Origin of the sequence: Prevotella sp. LMAG:51 (assembly GCF_008680225.1) — a bacterium.
Taxonomy (GTDB): Bacteria; Bacteroidota; Bacteroidia; order Bacteroidales; family Bacteroidaceae; genus Prevotella; species Prevotella pectinovora.
The window spans coordinates 324,509-345,255 of record NZ_NALQ01000026.1 but is presented as its reverse complement, the minus strand read 5'-3'; the positions used below and the strand labels follow the sequence as shown (position 1 = coordinate 345,255).

Here is a 20,747-nt window from a genome sequence, read left to right as displayed (position 1 = left end):
CATAGTTCATTTACCTTTTTCTTGTTGATGGTATCACATTATATAACGATAAAATATATTAGACATGAAGAAAGCAATTATGTTTTTGATGTTCCTACTCGGAGTTGTTACGGCTGAGGCCGGAGAACCTTATGGCGACTATGTTTGTCGCTATATAGTAGAAAATGGTAGATATCATGAAATCTACAATCCGATCAAAATTACCCACTATGGTATTCAAGTAAAAAACACAAATGCAGGTACAAAAATATGGAAAGCAAATTATCAGGGTCCGATAAGACTGACAAATCGAGGCGGAAGTGAGAGATTCCACAACTTTTATCTCACTAATCAACGTGTAGAATTTTCTATCAGTGATCGCCCCTGTGCCTCATACAACGGTAAAAAATACTATATTATCAACTTTGATGGTCAATGGCAACTTGCAGAAGCAATATAGAACGATTCAACTATGAACAACTATTTAGAAATTCTCAGTGTCACGTGTGTGGCTGTATCTATTATTGCACTTTCAGTTGAAAAGGTCATAGATTACTTAAAAAAGTGCCTGTCACATCCAAGCGGAGACTCATCGGAGCAGCCTGATACAGCAAGATTGATGTTCAATGTCCTTAGCGAAATTGGCTGTCAGCCAGAGAAGGACAATGATGGATCTATCAATGTTCAATATCAAGGAGAAAACTTTCATATAGACTTTGGCGGGATGTATGCCAGAGTCTGGGATCCAATGTGGGCTGGAATAAAGGCCAATGATCCGAATCTACCACAGATACGTGAAGCGGTGAATGCCGCCAATTTCAACTTCGGACCAACAATCGTTCTTTCATCTCCTGATGAAGATGGCATTATTGGTTTTCACACACGGCGCGACATAATGCTTCATCCCTCATGCCCAGACAATGCACAGTATGTAAAAGCTGTTCTTGATTCATTTTTCAAGGCGAAAGAACAAGTCAAGGGGAACTTTCAAGAAATCAAGGCTAGTCAAGATAAAATCATTAAAAAAAGACGTCCAATAGGTTTTAATACTGATTATACAAAAGACGAAATAGCGAAATAATACGAGTCATCTCTGATGTCCTGCATACAAAATTGCAGCACACATAACCACCATCCCACCAACAGAGAATCCAATTAGTTTCAAAAGCTCCATGGAGTGAAACAGGAAGATGTTGGCAGCAATCACAAGTCCAAGGAAGGCGGCAAGGAAGAAGAACACAATGAACAGGCAATAGGCGGCTGGCAAAGGGATAGATACCCTTTTGTCAGCCATCTTTGCTTTCTTGACAGTTGCCTCCACCTTGGATTTGAACGTGTCAGCAGCAAGTGTTCCTTGCGCTTTGGCTAAAGTTATCAGCTGAGATTCCACATCTTTCGGGATATGCACTGCGCTCGCTTCCTTCAACGCATCTGCAAGTGGCGACAGCTTGCCTATAGTGTCATTGATGTCTGACAGCGTTTCTGTAAGGACGGCTATTTCCTTGTTCACCTCTTTCTCTTTTCTGTCACGCTCCTGCTCAAGAGAGAACTTGTCCAACTCTGCACGGAGGTCTTCGGTATTTGTAATCTTCATTTTTTTGATGTTATTATTCTATGATTTGGAAACTGTTATCTTCTCATACTTTTCTTTGGCTTTCTGCCCAATGCCTTGATGGCAGCTTGCGCACAACGACGAGCCCATTCCTTTTCGTCCTCATCCTTGTCTCTTCCCCATCCTTGGTCAGAAGAACTGCCACCTCCGCCACCTGACGGAGATACATCAGGAACAGCGAGCATGGTGAAGAACGCCATCGCCAGATTGGTGAGCGGCTGCCAGTTGAAGACTTCACGACTATCAAAAGCATCCTCGAAGATACTGACAACATCGTTGGGGATATAACGGGTGAAGGTCTTGTTTCCAGTCTCGATGATGACCTTGGAACGGTCGGGCTTCCATTGGGTGTAGTCCTTTGCAAAGGTCGAACGTCGTGTTCTATTAGCAGCATGTTGTTTAGGTTGCTGCTGTGTCGGTTGCAGGACAGAAGGGCCTGTCTGCTGGGGAGACATTGCCACTGATGGCTGGTGCAGTCTCTGCCATGTCTTCTCTATCTTTGATGCTGTCAAGTTACGACTTGTTCCAAGGTCGGAAGCCTTATAACGCACATTCGGGTTCTTCTTGCTGACAAGTGTATAGCCCCTTACCACGCCTTGCTTATCCACTTGTGACTTGACATAGTACCCCTTGCCATACAGCCTCTGGAAATAATCATCGAATGACCATTGAGGCATGGCACGCAATACTTCCATGCACTCCTCGTTGACTTGCTGGATGTAGGAAGTCCGTATCTGGTTTGCCGTTGTCCATCCTCTTCTCTTGGCAACCGTCTCCGCTGCCCGTTGTGCGCGAAGATGAATCTGATGGTCATTGTTGATGTTCCCCTCCTCGTCCACACGGCAGACAAGGGCATGCAGATGAGGGATGCCGCTGTCTGACTCTTTGTGAAGCCAGACAGTGGCTTTGCTCCCCAAGATATTAGTGGGCAAAGAAAGTGTTCTTCCCTTGCCGTCATGGATGGTCTGCCTGTCGAACTCCTCGGCAACTTCCTGCCACAACTTCCGCCAATCGTCTATTGTGAAGTCTTTGGTGTGCTCCATTGCCGGACTGACCTCTATATGGATTACAGAGTTCTTGATGCAGGGATGGCTGTTTGCTGTGAGTGACATTTCAAGCCAGATACCCATTGCATCCAGGTCGGGAGACAGGTATTGGTCACATACATGATGTATCTTCTCCGGCTCTTTCTTGTTCCTCGACTCTCCTTTGATGTACCGCAGGGCATTGATGCCATGCGATATTGCCTTTGCCTTACCAATCATAAGTTTATTCCCTCCTTATAATCATTCGTTGTGCGTGGCCTAAAAATACCAGCTTTCATCACGAACTGCAAGTACTCTATTACAAGGTCGGTTACAGGAGCCACTTTCTCGTACCAATCAAGCATTATACGATGGTTGCGGAAGAGGGACAGTTTCTCCTCTTTCGTCAGTCCTGACAGGGCATTGGCGAAGTTGACCATGTCACGGCGGCTGTCTCCGAGATTTCGCAGCAATGCTTTTTCCTCGTCAGAGAGACGAGCCTTCAGCTGCACACTATACAACAGCGAGCGGAAAAGCGCACTTTTATTGATGCCGCAGCGTGACACCAACTGTTTTGCCATACGGTAGTCCTTTTCCGACAATCGGATGGTAACGGTACGGTTCAGCTTATCCTTGTCTTGTTCATTGCTTCCTGTGGCAATATTACCTTCGGCAGCGTTACCAACTGTGATGTTCTTTATTCTCTTATTTGTCATATCATTATTCTATTATTGTGTATAAATTCGGCAATGATGCTGTTTCATTGCCATTGTTATAACAGTATTCTTCCCTGTTGGGAAGGCAGTCAATACAGCTCTTCCTACAAGAGGTATTTGGCAGGATGCGAGCCTGCGAGCGTCCTTATCATGCGAACGGCAGTGAGTATGCGAGAGTGCCTTGGTGTGGACAGAGCGTAGCGATGTAACACAAAGGCATATCTCGCAACAAAAAATCTGCGGCTCGGCTAAACACGTATCTGCTATGGTCAAAACCATTGACAGGATATGTATGGAGGTGCTTAACTGCTGCCTGACGACAGCAGGCAAATTGTCAGTCTGCCTTGTTTCGCCCACCTCACAAGAAGCCTTTAAGGTTTGCCCACGACTTCATTCTCTTCCCTCTTGTTCATTCCTTTCTGCCTGTTTGACGTGGTAGGGATTAACGATGAATCCCTTTCCATTGAGTGTCCACCCGTCAATGCAGGGGAAAGTCATATAGGAGGCTATCCGTGACGGGTAAGTCCTGACTAACCCCAATAGTTCCATCCGCTGCAATAGATTCCTTACCCGTTTGCGTCCAAGATTCCATAGTATCGACAGCAGCTCCTCAGAATATTGCATCTGACCGACATGCAACAGCAATGGTCTTCGGAAAACAAAATGAGGGAAAGAAGAATGAGAAGGCGAGGCCTCACAAAGATGCGTGTCTGGTATGGCATATTCTTCCGATTCTTCAGAGAACTGCATCCTTACAAGCAGGTCATGGAAAAACCGCCTGTTGGATATCTGAATTCCGTTGTCATCCCTCGTTGTCCCATCCAACCAGACTAATGCTTCTGTGGAAAGACGGAAGATGATACTTCTGACATTTGCAGGGAACATCAAAGATGCAGTTTCCTTGTTCTTTTGATTCATGCTCTATGATATTTTGTTATTTGATTGATATAGGAGAACCAAAGCATGGGACACACCACAAATCTTTGATGTGGGACAGTGTTTCTTGTCCCATGCAATCGCGCTCCTTATTAATGAAACCTTCTCATGACAAGAAGCGGCAAGTGCAGATGTTTTGCATTTTCTGTGCAGATATTTGGTGAGGTATATGCACATACTCTCACAGACATCTGCTACCTGCTTGCTTCTTTGCTGAGGACCTGACATCAGTACGGTCATGGCTTAGCCATTGCGTTTACGTTGGAATTAGCAGGACTTACGGCATTGCCACCTGGACGCTTGTCGAAGTTGTTGTAAACCTCATCGATGTCTTTCTTGCAGACGGCAATGGTGAATAGGGACTGCCCCAGGAGAATAGCCTGCTGCTTGTCCACATAGTCTGCCACCCGTTTCATCAGAAGAAAGGAACGGCTCACCCGATGTCCCTGTATCATCTCTGTGCTACGCTGGTTGTTGCTCAACCCATAGTTGAGGTAACGGTTCACGGCTATGCGGTCATCATGGAGCATGTCATCACAAGATGTCTTTCCATCTGCAATGGCAATGCTCACCCTGAGGGCATCAGCCTCGTACATTCCTACTGATTCCAGAAAGCCTCGGATAACCTGTGCTTCCTTGGAACTGTCATTCTTTCTCTCACTCTTTCCTGCACTCTTCTTCAGTGCGGGAGCGGATGCAATATCGGCAACCTGCTCCATGTTCTTGATTTCGTCCATTCAATAATGAATTAAAGGGTTAATAACTGGTGTTGTCTATTTGCGGCTGATGATGTAGCGGTTGGCTTCCTCCTCTATCTCATCCAGCGAGGAGATGCGCACGCCTGTGAGGAATGCGTCGAGATCCTCCTGCTTGAAGAAACACAACTTGCCCGTAGGCTTGTACATAGGAATCGTTCTCCGCATCATCAGCTTGCGGAAGTAGGAGAGCTTGAAACCGCAATACTCGGCAGCCTCCTTAGTGCTTAACAGCTTTTTCTTTTCGCTCATATATAATCTGTTTTTGGTGAATAATACGTGCCTCATTCGTCATGAAGACAGTGCAAAGGTAGTGAGGAAATAAAGCCGAAAAATGAATGTAAACAGCACAAGGAGAACGAATTGCGAATAATAAACGGCAATATAAACAGAACCCATCGGATTATAACGGAATTATAAACACACCATAAACACCAAATAACCCAGCATGAGAATACAAGGGAATGCGCCTTGGCGTTCGCTTCGGAAAAGGGCACAAAAAATCCCGCCACTTTCTTACGGTGACGGGGAACAAGGAGTATGTCTGTCCTTACAGATTTGACATTAACAGAAAAAGTCAATGCCCTTTGAAATACTGGAGGTCGTATGTGTCGAGTTCCGGACGGATGCGCGTTGCCTTGCGGAGCAGTCTGGCAATCTGTTTCTGGTATTGTGTCGATGCGTCCTTGGTCTCCTGCTTGTACCTGCTGACGGTCTGTGTGCCGTTATTGATAGGCCACAGTTTCTCGAATATCTTCCACTTGCCCTGACGTATGTTCAATGCGGTGCATACGGCATCGGCAATATAGGCATACAGCGTCTGGTTGATTTCTCCGTCCTCTTTCCTTATGGCAGGTTTCAGCTCGCTGTCAAGGAAACCGCCTTCCTGAAGCATCAACAATAGGAACAGGGCATCTTCGGATTTGAGCGTCTGGGGTAACTGCTCCTTTACGCCAGAGGGAATGCTTGCAACCATCTTCTCATAATACGCTATCTCTTCTTCCTGACTCATGGACTTGGGTGCAGGTGAAGGAATGACAGCCTGTTTCACCTCTATTTTTGACATGGCACTCTCTCTGTCTTTCTTCTTGAGTTTATCATTCCACAGTTTCAGCAAAAAAGAAGAGATTTGTCTTCCATAGACCATACACACCATGTACGGCAGGAGGAATATGACGGCAAAGAGGGACAGCATGACTATGGCCGTGCTCCAGTCAAGATGCTTGTCGGGAGTAAGGATGAAAGACAACAGCAAGGAAAGGAGAAACCATGTGGCAGCTATGACAGAACGGTCTTTGGAGAGCCACCTGTCAATGATGGAGTCATACAGGAGGAAAAACTCGCTTACGAGTGCTATCCATGCGAACAAGGAGAAGAAGGAAAAGACAAAGCCTTCCGTGTTTGCCTCCATACGGAAGGCAATCACGGCAAACATTGTCAATGCTATTGCCGCTGTCAATGTCAGGGGCAGCAGCATGATGAGAACAGTATCTTTAGGGCGATTCATTGTCGGTTTAATGTTGATTTCTATAACAGTGCATCGGTGAGTGACCAGTAAAAGTAAGCCTCGGGATTGCCCATCCTCAACTTGTTCAGCTTCGTGGTCAGTCTATTACCTATCGCCATGCCTGATACCGACAAGGGGTTGCCATCGTAGTGTCTGACCTCACGGATGCCCTTTTCAAGCAGGGTTGCGAGATAGGCAGCCTTGGAAGCGTCTGCAATAGCATCCTCTATCTTGTAGTTCTGTCTGTACATGAAAGGACGAATGCTTGTGATGCCTTTCTGGAGCAAAGCGAATTTATCCTTATCCACAAATCCTCTTGTGGAGATATTCAGGGCAGTCTGCCTGATGTCTTCATAAATGAGAGATACATCATTCGTAGGCAGCCCCCTATAGCCAAGTTCTACCGGCGCAATCTTTGAGAATGCAGCTTCTGTGATGGTGAGATTGTCCACACGGTCAAAAAGTCTTCCTACATCATACAACTGCTTGATGATTTCAAGGGTAGCCAGCTTGTCGTTCTTGTAATAGGGAATACCTGTGGTCTCGGGTGCAAAGGCGGTCAGCTTGTCACCAAGGATGTCGCCAATGGACGGGACATTGACCAGCGGACATTCTCCGATCATTTCTATCAGCTCACTTTGAATAGGCACACGCTCCACCTGCTGATAATGGCAGTCCTCATACAGTACGTCCAACAAGATGTACGATGTCCTGTCCATGTCTGCCTTGAAAGCCACCTGATAGAAGAACTTGGAATGGCTCTTGGGCACATCCGTCCCAGCCTGTTTCCGTTCCACAAGCTTATAGTCAATGAATCCGCAATCCGCATACGAGGCAAGGTACCGCTCGATGTCCGTACCCAGCGGACACATGATGTCGATGTCTATGGACAAACGGTGGGGAGTGTCATGTAGCAGAAGCATCAGGCATGAGCCTCCCTTGAAGTGGAACGGACATCCTGAACGGACAAGCATATCCAGCAGGGAAAGCGCACGGATGACTTTCTCAATGAGGTTGGTGTCCGAATAGTTCAGCTCCTTGGCTTTTGTCTCTATCCATTCGGTGGTAAAACATTTGTTGTCAATCATAATAACCCTTCTATTTTCAATCCGCGCCTTTTCGCATAGCGTCTCAGACGGGTGGTGTTAATAATATAAAGTGCCTTGGCATTGTCCATCATCCGCTCTGCCTCCGCACCATGCAGGTAGGAGAAGTCTGCATCCTTGTTTATATCCACCAGCAGTTTCTCCAAGGTGGGTACGGTGACTCCTTCCATTTTCTGCAAGGGAGCCTCGGTAACAAGCGGCTTCACGATTATGCCTCCTTTTTCAAGATCAATGTAGCGATAGACCATATCCTCGTCAGGCATCAGCCACACCTCCTTGCCGCTTTGTTCCTTGATATACTCAAATATGCTCTCCATTGCCTGACGGTCTGTCTCCACGTATGTCATGTTGTTACCTGACAGATGGTGCTGCAAGGGTGCTATACTCTTGCCGTTGTATATACAGAAGGGAGCAAATGGGAAACGTTCTTTCAGGTTCCTCGCCAGATCCAGCTCCTCCGATGTCAGTTCAACAGTGAACAGGTTCTTGTGTCCTGCCGAAGCATACACACCTCTGGCTATGCGGACAAGTTCTCCCTTATCCACCATCCTTGAAAGCATACAGTTCATGGTGCTGCGGGTTGTCAAGCCCATTGCCGATAGCCAACCCCAGAGGTCATCCAAAGAGAACGAGTCCTTCTTTGTCGAGTATTGCAATATAAGGTTCTTGTATGTGTCCATCTTGCTTTTGAAATACTATTTTGCATGCAAAGGTAATATAAAAACGGCAACAATCAAAATCTGTTGCCGTTTTATATCAATATCAGGCGATTTCTTGACGTTCCGCAAACTTTTTGTCCCAATCAGGCAAAGGCGGCATCAATCAGGCTGACGGCATCGTCTTTTTTCTTGTTGATGATTTTTGCGTAAATCTGCGTTGTCTCCACCTTGGTGTGGCCAAGCAATTTGGAAACAGTGTAGATGTCGGCTCCCAATGTCAGCATCATGGTAGCGAATGTATGGCGGCTGCAATGGAACGTGATGGGTTTTGTTATACCTGCCGAGTCAAACCAGTCTTTGAGCAGATGCTTTGTACTTACCTGTACGGGAAGTTTTGGGAATATGCGGTCGTCATCCTTGGCAGTACCTCTTTCGGGAAGCCATTGCAGGGCTTTCTTCGACAATGGCAGGTAAATCGGTGTCTTTGTCTTGTGCATGATGATATGCAGGCGGCATTGACCGTTGTCGTCTGTCAACTGCCCCCATGTGATTTTCCTGATGTCGCTCGTACGAAGTCCGCAGTAACACCCGAAGAGGAAGGCCTGCTTTACATACAGGTACTTGCATTCCGCCTCTTCTAAGCGTTTCACCTCCTCGATGGTAAGGAACTCACGCTTGCTTTCCGGTGCTTTTACCTTGTCCTGTGGCGTGAGCCTGTTCATCGGGTTCTCTGGAAGAACGTCCTCGCGGACTGCCATATTGAGTGCGTTTCTCAGGCAAGCCATGTAGTTGATGACCGTATAGGCCTGTATCGGCGTTCCGTCTGGCTTCCTGTGCTCATTCCTAAGATAGTCTGTCAGTCCGACGAGATAATCCCTGCCCACATCCCGGATGGCAATGTCCATACCGTACCCTTTGAGGGCATGGATGGTGTTGGAAATGAGCTTTCGGTCTTTGATGCCACGTTCCTCCTGCCGTTTCTTGTATGTCTCCATCCAATCGGACAACTTTACTCTCGATTTGAGGGAAGTGTTCTTCAGACCTGCCTTGTTGTTCGTGAACTCCAGGATACGCTTCAGTTTGATGGTGTTGGCAGCATTCAGCGTCGCTTCGTTGCGTGCCTTGGCTGCCGCATTCGTCTCTGGTATGAGGTAGAGTTTCAGGAACTCATAACTGCGCCTCCCGTTGTCATAGCAGTCGAGGTAAAGCGATTCTGAACCGTTGGCCAGTTTCTTGCTACGGAGTCTGATAGGTTCTTTCGGTGTTTTTGACTTTATCTTCTTTATCATGGTGTATGCTGTTTGAGGGTTGTGCTTTCTACATTATTATATATGAGAAATCTGTCTTTGATGGTCCTGTGGGCTTAGGGTATCATTTCATCCATCAATCCCACAGTCTTGTCCTTGACGCTGTCAATGATTTTAGCATAGCGTTGGGTATGTCTTATGCTGGAATGTCCAAGGAGTTTTGAAACCGTATAAAGGTCAACTCCAAGAGATATAAGCATGGTGGCGTATGTGTGCCGCGCCACATGAAAAGTCACGCGCTTGCCCTTTATTCCCGCTTTCTCAACCCATGTATGCAGATGGTCAGAGATGAGTCCTGCGCTCAATCCTGCAAAGACAAGTTCCTCGCCGTCTCTTTCTCCGGGATTACTTCCCAGCCACCTCATTGCCTGTTTGGGAAGCGGAATATATACCAGGTTGGTGGTCTTCTTCATGCGTGTACATACTCTCCATGCACCGTCGTCAAACGTGATGTCTTTCCATCGCAGGGACAGGATGTCTCCACGCCGCAGGCCGCAGTTGCAAGAGAACAGGAAGGCACGCTTGACAATATCCTTGTCGCATGGGGTGTCTATGAGCCTTTTCACCTCGTCTATGGTCAGGTACTCACGGACTGTCTCTTTGGGAATAATCTTTTCTGAAGCATTGAGTTTCGTGATGGGATTGACACGAATCACTCCCTCGTTGACAGCAATATTCAAGGAGGTTCGGAGTTGTCCAAGCACATTAAACCCCGTCTTGCCGCTCAGTGTCTTTCCGTCCTTTGTCTTGTACCCGATTTTCAGGAAAGCGATAAAGCCAAGGCAATACGAAATGTCAACATCCTCCAAAGCCACTTCTTCATTCCTGTACAATGACAAAAAGCGTCTGAGGGAACGGATGCTACTGAGGTCTCTTACTCCTCGGCTCTTTTGGATTTCTTCATACCTGCCAATCCAGTCCAATAATGACAGTTTGCGTTCTTGCTTCTCGCTTTCTACGGCTAAACTCTGCTGTTTTTGGGCTTTCAATATTTCCCGTTTTCGCTGCCTGCATATCTTTTCAGCCTTGGCGAGAACAGCCTGATTGGCTTTTATAGCCTTTTGGTCTGTTTCGGGTACAATCACCAGGTCTGGTATGCGTTCGTATGTGCGCACACCTTCCTTGTAGAACTCCAAGTAAACTACTTGTTTTCCACCTGCCCGTTGCCGCAGTTGAAGCCTTACGGGTTCTTTCTTATATGTAGTCTCTTTTGTATTCATATTATACCCTGTTGTGTGGTTTCGGGTGCAAAGGTAACAAAAATAATTCAACCTGTCGCAAAAACGAGTAACAAAATATCGAAGAAAATGAGAATTTGACAGAACCAAAAGGAATGGGGTATGTATTTATAAAGTATTGTGTGTAAACATTATATGGTTACTTTCGTTTCTTTTAATTTCTCTTGTTTTCCTTACATTGGGAATTAGGCTTCCCGAGACTGAAAAAAAGTGGCACGTGCAAGCACGCTGCCTATCGTTGCTTAACTCCATTCAGCGAAGTGCGTACGGAGCGTCTGAAACGCTTTGGCGAGATGGTTATTATAAAGGGTGATTCAATAGTCATTGTTTTCAGCAGAAGAAGAGACCGAAGGGGTCTGGGTCGGTGGCAGCTTATGTCCCCTAATTGAGGGAAATGGAGGGTTATCGTAATAGGTGGATTCAACACCTGAGCTGTAATGCTCGAAGATGCAGTCCATGAGGATTACCTCACCCTTTGAATACTCCGATGTCACTTCTGCCATATAACTGGGCTTGCTGTTGGTGCGTAGTGCAGCAGCCATGATGCCAAGTGTAGCAATCACTTTGTGCCAGTCCCAGACATGGTTTTTACCGAACAGGAGCTCGACCGAGTCAGATAACTCTTCAGGCAATTGTTTGTGTGCATCGAGGACATGAAGCATCGATACTGCCAGGCCGTCGAATATGACAGTCTGCTCATTAAGCACGTGTCGTGCAGGTATTCCGCCATTCCCTTCTTTCTTCGCCATGTCCAACTTCAAGGCATAATACCGGTTGTAAGATTCCGCCACCTCATTTGCTCTTGTCCTGCCTTTGAGATAGCGCACAAACTGCATGGCACAGAAGTCGAGAATATCGTCTGGTGTCTCAACAAAGAGAGACAGACGCTGTGAGAGGTTGACCGAAAAGATGAAGCTCTTGGAGTAAGGCTTGGCAGAAATATGTCCGAGGTTTGCCAGCCCTGCGATAAATTGCCGTACAGTGGCACGCTGCCATTTCCATTGGCGTGAAAGTTCTGAGATGGTGGCAACGAACTGGCCAGGCAGCAACTGCAACGCACCTTCGGCTTCAGGTGTGGCGTATGCACCTGCGGATGCTCTGGACAACAGGTCGCAATAGGCTTCGAGCTTGCTGTAACGTTCCTCCGATTTGGGTTTGAGAAACTCCAGCAATGAACGATCCACACTTTGTGGAGTCTCTCCCTCAGAAGAGACATGTTTTGATGATTGGTTCATTTGAGTCATTCTTTAATTTGATATGTTATTTACCAGAGCAAGTGTTGTCTAATCTCTGCCACAAACAAGTGGCATTTAATAGTAGTTTTTGAATATCTGTTCCAACCGTTCTTCATGCTTTTTGAGCGGTTTGGAATCATCGCAAAGTGCAAGCACTTTTTCAGATGGGTAAAAGACCGCTGCCATACTGAGTGTGAAGAACAGATGAAAGACACTGTTCATATACGGAATGGCATAGCAGACCATTGCCACAAATACAGTGAAGAACCAAAGCCGCTTCCTCTCATGCAACAGTCTCAGTACGCTAACCATAATCTTTCTGGATATAAGAATGAGAGTAATAAGACAGGAGAGAGCCACAGCTATGTTCGGGTCTGTCATACAGCAGCACCAGTTGATGAAGATGAGAAGGAACGTAACCATGCTGACATAGAAAAGCTTGCTGTTACGGAGTGAGACCATCTTCCACATGAATGTTTTCATGAACTTGTATTCCTTCTTGTATAGACAGAAGAATGCCACCAAGAGCAGGAAAGGGAAGATGAAACGAATGATGGTAAGAGTCAGTGTCATATTTAATCGTTATTTTATTTGAGGATTATTTTGAGGCAGATTCCAATGACTCCAGTCGTGCAGCAATGTATCTGTTCAACTGGATGTTATAACTGGGAGACATCTGGTCAATCTCGGGGTCTTTTGAAAGCTTTTCATCTGCCTCAATCAGGAGACGAAGATACAGATCGACATTAGAGCCATGGTCAGTCTGAGCGTGGATGTCCTCCTTCTCAGTTTTTAGTAGAGAGCCGACAGGCTGCATTGTATCGGGGTCAATATCATCGGGCAACTGATAAGCATTCCGAATACTACGCATGACCAACAGACAGAAGAACACAATCAGGCACAGTATGGATTTGGCCATCAGGTTCAAGTCAAACACCATCATTGCCAGCACAGCCAGTGCTATGATGGTAATGTAGAAGGCATATACCTTTTTCTTAGTATTCATAATCGTCGAGTTCAAGTTTTATTATTCCAAAAGATGCTTTTTCGATAATGTATTCAACATCACGCAATGTGAGGGCATTCCTCTTGACACGTACAGATGCGGACGGGTCTTTCCTGCACAGGGCTGCCACTCCTTGGTTCAAGTCATATTCACTTATATTCCATGTGCGTGATTTGATGAAAGAGTAATGCTCTCTGTAACTTTGAAGAGTGATAGCCTTGTAGAACAGGGTTTTCAACACACCATCCTGAGGTATTCTCATCTCTATAAGCCTTTCCGTGTCTATGACCTTTATCCATGTCCTGTTTTTATGTATGATGTCAGCAATGAGATAAAATGTTCTTTTCTCCATCAAAGACCGCAGTTGAAGTCGTTCATGATTTGAACATGTTCACGTTTCACCTTGAAGGTTCCACGCTTCTCGTGAAGACGTAGGTCTTCAAAGAGGTCAGCTGACATCACCTCAATGGAGTTGTATATCGTGACATTGAGCTGGTGGACAAGTCCGTCAACATGTGTCTTGCAGTTAATCTTGAACATGCGTTCCGTGACGGGGAAGCAGTAGGCGCAGCTTTCATGGCCGAAGACCGTATCAACTGGTGGTTCCAGATGATAGAGGATGGCAAGATCAGCATTCATTTCCAACATTTCCAGGACATTCTCCATAGACTGAGGCTTGGGAACGTCATACAGAAGAATGGCGTAATCCTCATAGGAAGTGACCTTGCTGAGGAAAACATTATCTATGAGATCTGGCAGGATTACTGGTCCTGACGTTTTAAATTTGTAGATGGCTTCCTGTAACATTTTCGAGGTTGATTAGAGAGTTGATATGTATAAACGCATGAGCTGTGTTGGCAATTTATCGGACAGTTCCTTGTCTAAAAGATGTTTGCTGTCAAGCCTTGAAACAATCGCCTGGAAGTCCTTCGCAATATCTATCATGGCTTGTGACTGTTCGGGAGTAAGCATTGCCACGCCAAAGGAATCCATCGACAGGTACGGCTGGAGCATCATCCACAAATAGGCATTGGCTTGAGGAGCATCTTTTATCTTACCTCTTTTTAGTACCTCGTGGCAGATCTTTGCATTGAGAATCAATCGGCGGTTGGTTCTCATGGACATATAAACCAGTGCTTCCTCTGCGGAAATTATCTTCTTGGAGGCATTTGAATATACATTTGTACAGATGTCGGTTGTCAGGTTCGTAATGCCAGTCATATTCATTGAGGAGCATTTGTCAAGATGCGCAAGAAAAGAGCGGAAGTGTCTGTCCTCATTGGCTATGTAATTGAGGAAGTCCTTCTTTGAATGGATTCCCATCCTGTTCACCTCGGAAAGGTACTGGGAGTAGTCTGCAAGTATCTCACGTACATCTTTATTATAGATTGGACTCTTATCCAAGCTGGAATAGAAATTACCAGCAGCCTGTTTTAAGGAATCAAGTCCACTCTCTTCAGCATATTTAGATGTGTGTAATTTCACGTATGCCACATCACTCAAGGTGCATTTATCAGCCAATCTTAGCAGTGCCGTGCGAATGGAGTCCGTGTTTTCCGCAAACACCATTGATAAGCCGGCATGAGCTGTGAACGCTGGGTCTTTCTCGATGTAATGAAGAACTGTATCTGACAACTCTTGCCACTGGTTGATGTAAGCAGCCATTTGTTCAGAATTGACTACTTGTTGTTCCTGTATGGAATGAAAGAAGCTATTATATTTCCTCAAAGCGTCCTCAGAAGACTCAAAATCATATTGAGTTCCAGTAGAACACGAAGAGGAAATGAATAAGGTGCATAAAAAAAGCAAGTGAAAGATTAAACTCTTATGAGTCTTTTTTCTTTCACTTGCTTTACTTTCTTTCATTTCGCTTTTGAGACCTGAAGCAGAAGGGTTGCAAAGGCAACGCTGATAATGGAAACAGTGTGGTATTATCCTATATTTCATTGGCATTTATATGTTAAATTCGAGTGCAAAGATACGGTTATTTTTCCATACCACAATGAAAATAATGCCACTTTAAATTATTTTGTTATTCATACTCTATAAAGTATGATAAATTACCAACCATGGAAAGCATTAAACAAGGTTAAATAATCAAGAAAGGTTAATTATATTGCCTCAGTATGATTATTATTATGAATATAATTTGTAACTTTGCACGCAATATAGAATGATGCGTATGACCAAACCTCACTACCACAAACGGATGGCTGTAAGGTTAGGTTGTATCTAACCATCATAATATCAGATAAATACCTTTTTACAATGGCAAAAATTGGCTACATCATGGCTATCTCCCAGTACGACAGATTGGAGGAAGACCGAAAGTGGATGAACGACTATGGTTGCATCCGTATCGTTGAAGAAAGTGACGAGAACGAACGCAACAGACCGCTCTGGAAACAACTGATGGTTGCCCTGCAAAGGGGCGACGAACTTGTTATATCCAAGTTTTCCAATGCCTTGCGTGGCAGTCGGGAACTGGCAACATTTCTGGAATTTTGCCGAGTCAAGGTCATCCGTATTATAAGCATCCATGACCAGATTGATTCAAGGAACGAGCTGTTTCCCGAAACAAGGCCGTCCGATGTATTGGAAATGATGGGGGCTTTGCCGGAAGAGGTTCTTGCCCTGCGTAAGTCTGCGGAGCATGTCGTCAATTTACAGGAGAAGATGATAGTGTCACTACCTCCCGTCTCGTCAGCAAAGATGCAGAAGCTCGACAGAGAAAAGACAGTCATCAACCTGTATGTTGCAGGTCATCCCATTGATGAAGTATGGAGAGCCAGCGGTTTCAGAAGCCGAAGCTCTGTGTTCCGCATACTGAACAAGCATGGCATCAAGCTGAACCGTGGCAATCATTCTGGGCCAATCAAGAGAAAGGGCATATCTGACAATCCACAAGACAAAGAATAAATAGCATGAAAAAGATACTGTTCCTACATGGTTTCTTTGCTACTGGCAGCTGTCCGATGGCGAGAGCACTGAGGGAGGCCTTTGATGGGCAAGCCATCGTGCTGACTCCCGATCTGCCTCTCCATCCCAAGGAAGCACTGAAATACATACGCATGCTTATCGACAAGGAGAAGCCAGACCTGCTCATAGGCAACAGTTGCGGGGCTTTCCTTGCACAGATGCTTTCTCCTGTCGTGGGCATCCCTGCCTTGCTCGGTAATCCTCATTTCAAGATGACGGACTTCCTGAGGGAACGCATTGGCGAACATGAGTACAAGGCTCCGCGCATGGACGGTAATCAGACAATAGTCATCAACGAATCACTCATCAATGAGTTTGAGCAGCTCGAAGCCTTACAGTTTGACTATTGTAATCCGTATTACAAGGATCGTGTGTGGGGACTATTTGGTGAACAAGACACACTGGCTCATTTTGAGCCGTTGTTCTTGCAGCACTATAACAAGAGCTATCACTTCCCTGGCGGACACACGCCCACAGAGCAGGAAGTCAAGACTTGGTATGCCCCATTGGCACAGAAGATGCTCATGGAGTATTCAGTTAAAGAAGAAAGGTTTTTCCGTCATTTTAAGGGAGGAATGTACAAGTATATCCATTCCGCATATGACAGCGAGACTCAGGAGCGCATGGTGGTATATCAAGCACTATATGGTGAGGAAGCATACTGGGTTCGTCCCGAGAAGATGTTTTTCGAGCAAATAACAAGAGACGGAAGGACATTTAACCGATTCACAGAAATAGACAGATAAAGATGGAAACATTCAAAGACGTTATATCAAGCGACCAACTTGTCTTGGTCGATTTCTTCGCCACATGGTGTCAGCCATGCAAGATGATGCACCCCATTCTGGAGCAGGTAAAGGGTGTATTGGGCGACCGCATCCGAATCATCAAGGTGGATGTGGACAAGTACGGAGTAACAGCAAGCCAATACCGCATTCAATCCGTGCCTACGCTGATGCTCTTCCGAAACGGAGAAGTATTGTGGCGCACAAGCGGTGTGGTAGATAAAGCCGAACTGCTGGCTACGCTTGATCCATTCTTAAAATAAAAAGATGAAAAGAATAAAGGAAGAGCAGCGAGTTGTGGAGCAGATGATACGTTCTGTACTGCAGGAAGAAGGAGGGCAATAATGAATTATGTCCTGGGTGCCAAGAGTTGCTACAGTACGCTACTGCAAGACTGGAACGCTGTAAGTTTGGCGAGAACAAACCAACTAGCAAAAAGTGTCCCATCCACTGCTATCGTCCTCAGATGAAAGAACGAATGTGCAAAGTGATGCGCTGGGGTGGGCCAAGAATGTTTTGTATCACCCGGTAGCTGCCATCAAGCATGTCATAAGAGAATTGTAACAATAAGAAAATGAGCATAAAACAGATAGAAACACTCGTCTTTGATTATGGAGGTGTCATCGTGAACATTGATGATGCTTCTGTTGTGAAAGCCATGGAGAGCCTGGGCGTAACGGCGTTCAAGCGACTAATCCATGTCCGCAAGATCAAGAGACTGATGCACCAATATATTAATGGTCTTGTAGCGGAATCAGAAACATTGAAAGTTATGCTGAGTCTTTGCCGTAAAGGAACCACAACCGAGGATATTGAAAAAGTGCTCGAAGAGCTGTGTGGTAATCTGCCCGTAGAAAGACTGGAAGCATTAGTCAAACTTCGGAAGCAGTACAAGGTCTATCTGCTCAGCAACATCAACGACACGCTTTGGCAGAAGTCGGTCAGTCTGATGAAGCAGCTTGGATATTCCACGGACGAGTTGTTTGATGAAGTATTCCTCTCATACGCCATGCGGAAGGAGAAGCCATCCGTCGAAATCTATGAAGAGATGACGAAACAGACTGGATTGAATCCAGCCACCACCCTCTATTTCGATGACCGTGCCGAGAATGCCGAAGCTGGCAGAAACTTCGGCTTCCAGAGTGTACTGGTAAAGACCAATCATCTGGAGGAGCATCAGGAATGGCAAGAAATTAACAAGAATACAAAAGAATAATCTTATGCACATAATAGGAAACTTACTTTGGTGGCTCTTCGGAGGTCTCGAAGCTGCCATCGGTTATTTCACCGGAAGTCTGGCTCTTGCATGTACTATCATCGGCATTCCCTTTGCGATACAGACATTCAAGATTGGTCTGCTATGCCTATGGCCTTTTGGTTCTACAGTAAGAGAAACGAATAGTCCAACTGGTTGCATTCGCATCCCGCTGAATTTACTCTGGCTGATTTTCGGAGGTTTGTGGGCTTGCCTCATGCATCTGTTCTTCGGCTTTCTCTTATGTATAACCATTATCGGCATTCCTTGGGGGAAACAGCATTTCAAGATGGCCGGGCTTTCGCTCGCACCATTCGGCAAGGATGTGGAGTTGGGAATTTAAAGAGATAAGAAAACGCAGTTGAAGAGTATGAACACATTACATAGTTACCTCGCCTACTATCTCCTTGCCATCAACGCTGTTGCATTCATCGTGTATGGCATTGACAAATACAAGGCCAAAAAAGCCAAGTGGCGCATTCCAGAAACCACGCTTTTGTTGCTGGCAGTCATTGGCGGCAGTATCGGAGCATGGGTAGGTATGCGGATTTGGCATCACAAGACAATGCACAAGAAGTTTAAGTATGGCATACCCGTAATAATCATCTTTCAGGTAGCCTTAGCGGTTTATCTTCTAACAAATATTGAATGAACAATGAATAAAAGAGAATACACACAAGTTAATAAAAATTGGCTTACAGCTAAAGCACAGGAAGAGGGAGTGAAACCGCTCCCCAAGGGTATATATTATAAGGTGTTGGCAGAGGGCAAGGATGACGGAAAGCATCCTACGCCCAGAAGCATAGTCACTGCCCATTACACAGGCCGTACCATCGACGGCAAACAGTTTGACAGCAGCCGTGGAGGTGCACCTTTGGCAATACGTCTGTGTGACCTTATCGAGGGATGGATCATCGCTATGCAGCAGATGTGTGTGGGCGATAAATGGGAGGTATATATCCCTGCCGAAATGGGTTATGGCAAGTTCTCACAGCCAGGCATCCCTGGGGGCTCCACACTCATCTTCGAGATAGAGCTTCTTGGCATTGCGTAAGTAAAAGAAACTAAAGTGGCAGCACGTCAGAACGAAGAACTCACTCCCATTGTTTATGTGGATGATAACAAATATTACATCGAACTGAAATGCGAGCGCGGAACATGTGCCGTAATTGCTTTTGAATAAATATGAAAGTACAAGAATACAGAGATTACATTGCAGCAGGGAAACCTGTCGTGGCTGGTAGCGAACCACACCTCTTCATGCACCAGATGGCACAAGAGGCTATTCGCATTACCATGGAGATTAATAATAAGTACCACACACCTGAGGAACTCAGGAAGCTGTTCTCCGAACTTTGGGACATTGACGTACCAGAGACATTCGGCATGTTCCCTCCGTTCAATACGGATTGTGGCAAGAACACCCACATTGGTGAGCGTGTGTTCATCAATAGCGGTTGTAAGTTCCAGGATCAAGGAGGCATCTTCATCGGCAATGATTGCCTTATTGGTCATAATGCAACACTCTGTACTATCAATCACAATCCCGATCCTGAGCATCGTGGCGACATGACATTCAAGCCTATTCGTATAGAAGATAAGGTTTGGCTTGGAGCAAATGTTACGATACTGCAAGGAGTGACAATAGGCGAAGGAGCCATTGTTGCAGCTGGAGCTGTTGTAACAAAAGATGTAGAACCAAGAACTGTTGTTGGTGGTGTACCTGCTAAGTTCATAAAGAAGATTTAGAAAAATGAAAGATAAGATAATCTCATTCATCTGGCAACACGTTCTGCTTCTCACCTTTTTCTTAGCTTACATCCAAACTACAGAGGCGAAAGGTCAATCACCATGTCCTTCATATGGGGCAAGCATTATGAATGGGGATTTATATTGCGGTCATCAGGAGGATAGTGCTTTTGCCATGCATAGCGTCATGAAATTTCCACAGGCTTTATACGTAGCAGACTACTTGCACAAGAAAGGACTGACACTGAGCGACTCTGTTCTTGTACACAAGGATAGTCTGGACGCTGAGACATGGTCGCCTATGCTTTCAATATTTGAAGGTATGCGTTATTTCACATTTGCAGAGTTAACAGAATGGTCATTGAAACAGAGCGACAATAATGCGTGCGACCTTTTGTTTGCATCATGCGGACAGCCGGATGCAGTAGAGAAATATATCCATACGCTTGGATTCAAAGACATCCATGTGCAACTGACGGAGAAGGAGATGAAAAAAAATCCTCATAGAGCCACAGAAAATTCAGCCACTCCGAAAGAAATGGCAAGGCTCTTGGAGTGGTTCTATCTTCATAGGAATGACAACAAGAATCTCTCCTTTATCTGGAATACAATGGCAGATTGTAATACTGGTAAGCAACGCATAGCAGCAGTCTTGCCCAAAGGTGGCAAACTGATTCACAAGACAGGTTCAGGCTTTCCTTCTTCTGACGGAAGACAAGATAGAAACGATGTTGGAATCGTTCTTTTGCCCGATGGTTCTCACTTATCAATTGCCATCTTCTTGCAAAACTCAAAAGAGGAGAAAGAGGTGGCAGAGATTGCAGAACAATGTTTGATGCGCATCCAGGCAGATGGATTTCTACGTAACATGCCGTCTGACCTTCTAATGCCATAAAAT

Annotated in this window: 28 protein-coding genes and 1 pseudogene; 12 read left to right on the top strand and 17 right to left on the bottom strand. The window is 45.5% G+C overall.

Features of this window, described 5'->3' with window-relative positions:
- The first annotated feature begins 64 nt into the window (after nucleotides 1–64).
- Together CCC32_RS10735 and CCC32_RS10730 are read left to right on the top strand one after the other, a co-directional pair.
- Nucleotides 65–439 (top strand): hypothetical protein, encoded by a 375-nt coding sequence (locus CCC32_RS10735; RefSeq protein WP_287074401.1) that lies wholly within the window; start codon nucleotides 65–67, stop codon nucleotides 437–439.
- A gap of 12 nt (nucleotides 440–451) precedes the next feature.
- The gene (locus CCC32_RS10730; protein ID WP_044079391.1) at nucleotides 452–1,060 is read left to right on the top strand and encodes a hypothetical protein; all 609 of its coding nucleotides are present in this window, start codon (nucleotides 452–454) and stop codon (nucleotides 1,058–1,060) included.
- 6 nt (nucleotides 1,061–1,066) lie between these two features.
- On the opposite strand, the gene CCC32_RS10725 is transcribed toward CCC32_RS10730, so the two are convergent.
- From CCC32_RS10725 to CCC32_RS10645, 17 genes are all read right to left on the bottom strand, one after another.
- Nucleotides 1,067–1,573, bottom strand: a complete 507-nt coding sequence (locus CCC32_RS10725; protein WP_287074398.1) for a hypothetical protein — start codon at nucleotides 1,571–1,573, stop codon at nucleotides 1,067–1,069.
- A gap of 35 nt (nucleotides 1,574–1,608) precedes the next feature.
- Nucleotides 1,609–2,856, bottom strand: a complete 1,248-nt coding sequence (locus tag CCC32_RS10720) for a relaxase (protein ID WP_287074396.1) — start codon at nucleotides 2,854–2,856, stop codon at nucleotides 1,609–1,611.
- Nucleotides 2,853–3,332 carry a hypothetical protein gene (locus CCC32_RS10715; RefSeq protein ID WP_044079388.1) on the bottom strand — a complete coding sequence of 160 codons (480 nt, stop codon included), beginning with the start codon at nucleotides 3,330–3,332 and terminating at the stop codon, nucleotides 2,853–2,855. Before CCC32_RS10715 ends, CCC32_RS10720 begins: the two co-directional genes overlap by 4 nt.
- Before the next feature lie 390 nt (nucleotides 3,333–3,722).
- Entirely contained in the window at nucleotides 3,723–4,250 is a 528-nt protein-coding gene (locus CCC32_RS10710) for a hypothetical protein (protein ID WP_044079387.1), read from the bottom strand.
- A gap of 254 nt (nucleotides 4,251–4,504) precedes the next feature.
- Nucleotides 4,505–5,005, bottom strand: a complete 501-nt coding sequence (locus CCC32_RS10705; RefSeq protein ID WP_287074393.1) for a hypothetical protein — start codon at nucleotides 5,003–5,005, stop codon at nucleotides 4,505–4,507.
- A 36-nt stretch (nucleotides 5,006–5,041) separates the two neighbouring features.
- A complete protein-coding gene (locus CCC32_RS10700) occupies nucleotides 5,042–5,275 on the bottom strand; it encodes an excisionase family DNA-binding protein (protein WP_287074391.1) in 234 nt (77 codons plus the stop codon).
- Nucleotides 5,276–5,600: 325 nt separating this feature from the next.
- Entirely contained in the window at nucleotides 5,601–6,530 is a 930-nt protein-coding gene (locus CCC32_RS10695; RefSeq protein WP_287074389.1) for a hypothetical protein, read from the bottom strand.
- A 20-nt stretch (nucleotides 6,531–6,550) separates the two neighbouring features.
- Nucleotides 6,551–7,618, bottom strand: a complete 1,068-nt coding sequence (locus tag CCC32_RS10690) for a nucleotidyl transferase AbiEii/AbiGii toxin family protein (protein ID WP_287074387.1) — start codon at nucleotides 7,616–7,618, stop codon at nucleotides 6,551–6,553.
- Nucleotides 7,615–8,316, bottom strand: coding sequence for a type IV toxin-antitoxin system AbiEi family antitoxin domain-containing protein (locus CCC32_RS10685; RefSeq protein WP_287074385.1), 702 nt, complete (start codon nucleotides 8,314–8,316; stop codon nucleotides 7,615–7,617). Before CCC32_RS10685 ends, CCC32_RS10690 begins: the two co-directional genes overlap by 4 nt.
- A 122-nt stretch (nucleotides 8,317–8,438) precedes the next feature.
- Nucleotides 8,439–9,584: a site-specific integrase gene (locus CCC32_RS10680; protein WP_287074383.1), complete on the bottom strand. Its 1,146-nt coding sequence runs from the start codon at nucleotides 9,582–9,584 to the stop codon at nucleotides 8,439–8,441.
- 74 nt (nucleotides 9,585–9,658) lie between these two features.
- Entirely contained in the window at nucleotides 9,659–10,822 is a 1,164-nt protein-coding gene (locus CCC32_RS10675; protein WP_044079380.1) for a site-specific integrase, read from the bottom strand.
- A gap of 332 nt (nucleotides 10,823–11,154) precedes the next feature.
- Nucleotides 11,155–12,075 carry a hypothetical protein gene (locus CCC32_RS10670; RefSeq protein ID WP_287074380.1) on the bottom strand — a complete coding sequence of 307 codons (921 nt, stop codon included), beginning with the start codon at nucleotides 12,073–12,075 and terminating at the stop codon, nucleotides 11,155–11,157.
- A 75-nt stretch (nucleotides 12,076–12,150) separates the two neighbouring features.
- A complete protein-coding gene (locus CCC32_RS10665; RefSeq protein WP_235394179.1) occupies nucleotides 12,151–12,648 on the bottom strand; it encodes a hypothetical protein in 498 nt (165 codons plus the stop codon).
- A gap of 25 nt (nucleotides 12,649–12,673) precedes the next feature.
- Entirely contained in the window at nucleotides 12,674–13,081 is a 408-nt protein-coding gene (locus CCC32_RS10660) for a hypothetical protein (protein WP_287074377.1), read from the bottom strand.
- Complete coding sequence (locus tag CCC32_RS10655; RefSeq protein WP_027324285.1) at nucleotides 13,071–13,433, bottom strand: hypothetical protein; 363 nt, start codon at nucleotides 13,431–13,433, stop codon at nucleotides 13,071–13,073. The genes CCC32_RS10660 and CCC32_RS10655 overlap by 11 nt, the downstream gene beginning before the upstream one ends.
- The gene (locus CCC32_RS10650; protein ID WP_027324286.1) at nucleotides 13,433–13,888 is read right to left on the bottom strand and encodes a hypothetical protein; all 456 of its coding nucleotides are present in this window, start codon (nucleotides 13,886–13,888) and stop codon (nucleotides 13,433–13,435) included. The genes CCC32_RS10655 and CCC32_RS10650 overlap by 1 nt, the downstream gene beginning before the upstream one ends.
- Before the next feature lie 12 nt (nucleotides 13,889–13,900).
- Nucleotides 13,901–14,947, bottom strand: a complete 1,047-nt coding sequence (locus CCC32_RS10645) for a hypothetical protein (protein WP_287074374.1) — start codon at nucleotides 14,945–14,947, stop codon at nucleotides 13,901–13,903.
- Nucleotides 14,948–15,349: 402 nt separating this feature from the next.
- On the opposite strand from CCC32_RS10645, the gene CCC32_RS10640 reads away from it, so the two are divergent.
- From CCC32_RS10640 to CCC32_RS10595, 10 genes and pseudogenes are all read left to right on the top strand, one after another.
- Nucleotides 15,350–16,000: a recombinase family protein gene (locus CCC32_RS10640; RefSeq protein ID WP_235394176.1), complete on the top strand. Its 651-nt coding sequence runs from the start codon at nucleotides 15,350–15,352 to the stop codon at nucleotides 15,998–16,000.
- A gap of 5 nt (nucleotides 16,001–16,005) precedes the next feature.
- Nucleotides 16,006–16,806 carry a YqiA/YcfP family alpha/beta fold hydrolase gene (locus CCC32_RS10635; RefSeq protein WP_235394175.1) on the top strand — a complete coding sequence of 267 codons (801 nt, stop codon included), beginning with the start codon at nucleotides 16,006–16,008 and terminating at the stop codon, nucleotides 16,804–16,806.
- 2 nt (nucleotides 16,807–16,808) lie between these two features.
- Complete coding sequence (gene trxA, locus CCC32_RS10630; RefSeq protein ID WP_287074373.1) at nucleotides 16,809–17,108, top strand: thioredoxin; 300 nt, start codon at nucleotides 16,809–16,811, stop codon at nucleotides 17,106–17,108.
- Between the two features lie 4 nt (nucleotides 17,109–17,112).
- Nucleotides 17,113–17,409 (top strand): annotated as a pseudogene (locus CCC32_RS10625) (nitrous oxide-stimulated promoter family protein).
- Between the two features lie 10 nt (nucleotides 17,410–17,419).
- Nucleotides 17,420–18,061: an HAD-IA family hydrolase gene (locus CCC32_RS10620; protein ID WP_287074372.1), complete on the top strand. Its 642-nt coding sequence runs from the start codon at nucleotides 17,420–17,422 to the stop codon at nucleotides 18,059–18,061.
- A gap of 4 nt (nucleotides 18,062–18,065) precedes the next feature.
- Nucleotides 18,066–18,443: a YccF domain-containing protein gene (locus CCC32_RS10615; protein WP_287074371.1), complete on the top strand. Its 378-nt coding sequence runs from the start codon at nucleotides 18,066–18,068 to the stop codon at nucleotides 18,441–18,443.
- Between the two features lie 27 nt (nucleotides 18,444–18,470).
- A complete protein-coding gene (locus CCC32_RS10610) occupies nucleotides 18,471–18,752 on the top strand; it encodes a DUF1294 domain-containing protein (protein ID WP_287074370.1) in 282 nt (93 codons plus the stop codon).
- A 3-nt stretch (nucleotides 18,753–18,755) separates the two neighbouring features.
- A complete protein-coding gene (gene bamJ, locus CCC32_RS10605; RefSeq protein WP_287074369.1) occupies nucleotides 18,756–19,154 on the top strand; it encodes a BamJ family beta-barrel-assembly machinery protein in 399 nt (132 codons plus the stop codon).
- Nucleotides 19,155–19,285: 131 nt separating this feature from the next.
- Nucleotides 19,286–19,849: a DapH/DapD/GlmU-related protein gene (locus CCC32_RS10600; protein ID WP_287074368.1), complete on the top strand. Its 564-nt coding sequence runs from the start codon at nucleotides 19,286–19,288 to the stop codon at nucleotides 19,847–19,849.
- Nucleotides 19,850–19,853: 4 nt separating this feature from the next.
- Complete coding sequence (locus tag CCC32_RS10595; protein WP_287074366.1) at nucleotides 19,854–20,744, top strand: serine hydrolase; 891 nt, start codon at nucleotides 19,854–19,856, stop codon at nucleotides 20,742–20,744.
- Nucleotides 20,745–20,747 lie beyond the last annotated feature (3 nt).

Coding starts and splice junctions, on each gene's coding strand:
- CCC32_RS10685 (WP_287074385.1), bottom strand. CDS start 8,316: ATGGACACATACAAGAACCTTATATTGCAATACTCGACAAAGAAGGAC.
- CCC32_RS10665 (WP_235394179.1), bottom strand. CDS start 12,648: ATGACACTGACTCTTACCATCATTCGTTTCATCTTCCCTTTCCTGCTC.
- CCC32_RS10705 (WP_287074393.1), bottom strand. CDS start 5,005: ATGGACGAAATCAAGAACATGGAGCAGGTTGCCGATATTGCATCCGCT.
- CCC32_RS10725 (WP_287074398.1), bottom strand. CDS start 1,573: ATGAAGATTACAAATACCGAAGACCTCCGTGCAGAGTTGGACAAGTTC.
- CCC32_RS10695 (WP_287074389.1), bottom strand. CDS start 6,530: ATGAATCGCCCTAAAGATACTGTTCTCATCATGCTGCTGCCCCTGACA.
- CCC32_RS10595 (WP_287074366.1), top strand. CDS start 19,854: ATGAAAGATAAGATAATCTCATTCATCTGGCAACACGTTCTGCTTCTC.
- CCC32_RS10600 (WP_287074368.1), top strand. CDS start 19,286: ATGAAAGTACAAGAATACAGAGATTACATTGCAGCAGGGAAACCTGTC.
- CCC32_RS10620 (WP_287074372.1), top strand. CDS start 17,420: ATGAGCATAAAACAGATAGAAACACTCGTCTTTGATTATGGAGGTGTC.
- trxA (WP_287074373.1), top strand. CDS start 16,809: ATGGAAACATTCAAAGACGTTATATCAAGCGACCAACTTGTCTTGGTC.
- CCC32_RS10730 (WP_044079391.1), top strand. CDS start 452: ATGAACAACTATTTAGAAATTCTCAGTGTCACGTGTGTGGCTGTATCT.
- CCC32_RS10640 (WP_235394176.1), top strand. CDS start 15,350: ATGGCAAAAATTGGCTACATCATGGCTATCTCCCAGTACGACAGATTG.
- CCC32_RS10700 (WP_287074391.1), bottom strand. CDS start 5,275: ATGAGCGAAAAGAAAAAGCTGTTAAGCACTAAGGAGGCTGCCGAGTAT.
- CCC32_RS10675 (WP_044079380.1), bottom strand. CDS start 10,822: ATGAATACAAAAGAGACTACATATAAGAAAGAACCCGTAAGGCTTCAA.
- CCC32_RS10680 (WP_287074383.1), bottom strand. CDS start 9,584: ATGATAAAGAAGATAAAGTCAAAAACACCGAAAGAACCTATCAGACTC.
- CCC32_RS10710 (WP_044079387.1), bottom strand. CDS start 4,250: ATGAATCAAAAGAACAAGGAAACTGCATCTTTGATGTTCCCTGCAAAT.
- CCC32_RS10715 (WP_044079388.1), bottom strand. CDS start 3,332: ATGACAAATAAGAGAATAAAGAACATCACAGTTGGTAACGCTGCCGAA.
- CCC32_RS10690 (WP_287074387.1), bottom strand. CDS start 7,618: ATGATTGACAACAAATGTTTTACCACCGAATGGATAGAGACAAAAGCC.
- CCC32_RS10635 (WP_235394175.1), top strand. CDS start 16,006: ATGAAAAAGATACTGTTCCTACATGGTTTCTTTGCTACTGGCAGCTGT.
- CCC32_RS10670 (WP_287074380.1), bottom strand. CDS start 12,075: ATGAACCAATCATCAAAACATGTCTCTTCTGAGGGAGAGACTCCACAA.
- CCC32_RS10660 (WP_287074377.1), bottom strand. CDS start 13,081: ATGAATACTAAGAAAAAGGTATATGCCTTCTACATTACCATCATAGCA.
- CCC32_RS10735 (WP_287074401.1), top strand. CDS start 65: ATGAAGAAAGCAATTATGTTTTTGATGTTCCTACTCGGAGTTGTTACG.
- CCC32_RS10615 (WP_287074371.1), top strand. CDS start 18,066: ATGCACATAATAGGAAACTTACTTTGGTGGCTCTTCGGAGGTCTCGAA.
- CCC32_RS10650 (WP_027324286.1), bottom strand. CDS start 13,888: ATGTTACAGGAAGCCATCTACAAATTTAAAACGTCAGGACCAGTAATC.
- CCC32_RS10720 (WP_287074396.1), bottom strand. CDS start 2,856: ATGATTGGTAAGGCAAAGGCAATATCGCATGGCATCAATGCCCTGCGG.
- CCC32_RS10610 (WP_287074370.1), top strand. CDS start 18,471: ATGAACACATTACATAGTTACCTCGCCTACTATCTCCTTGCCATCAAC.
- CCC32_RS10645 (WP_287074374.1), bottom strand. CDS start 14,947: ATGAAAGAAAGTAAAGCAAGTGAAAGAAAAAAGACTCATAAGAGTTTA.
- CCC32_RS10655 (WP_027324285.1), bottom strand. CDS start 13,433: ATGGAGAAAAGAACATTTTATCTCATTGCTGACATCATACATAAAAAC.
- bamJ (WP_287074369.1), top strand. CDS start 18,756: ATGAATAAAAGAGAATACACACAAGTTAATAAAAATTGGCTTACAGCT.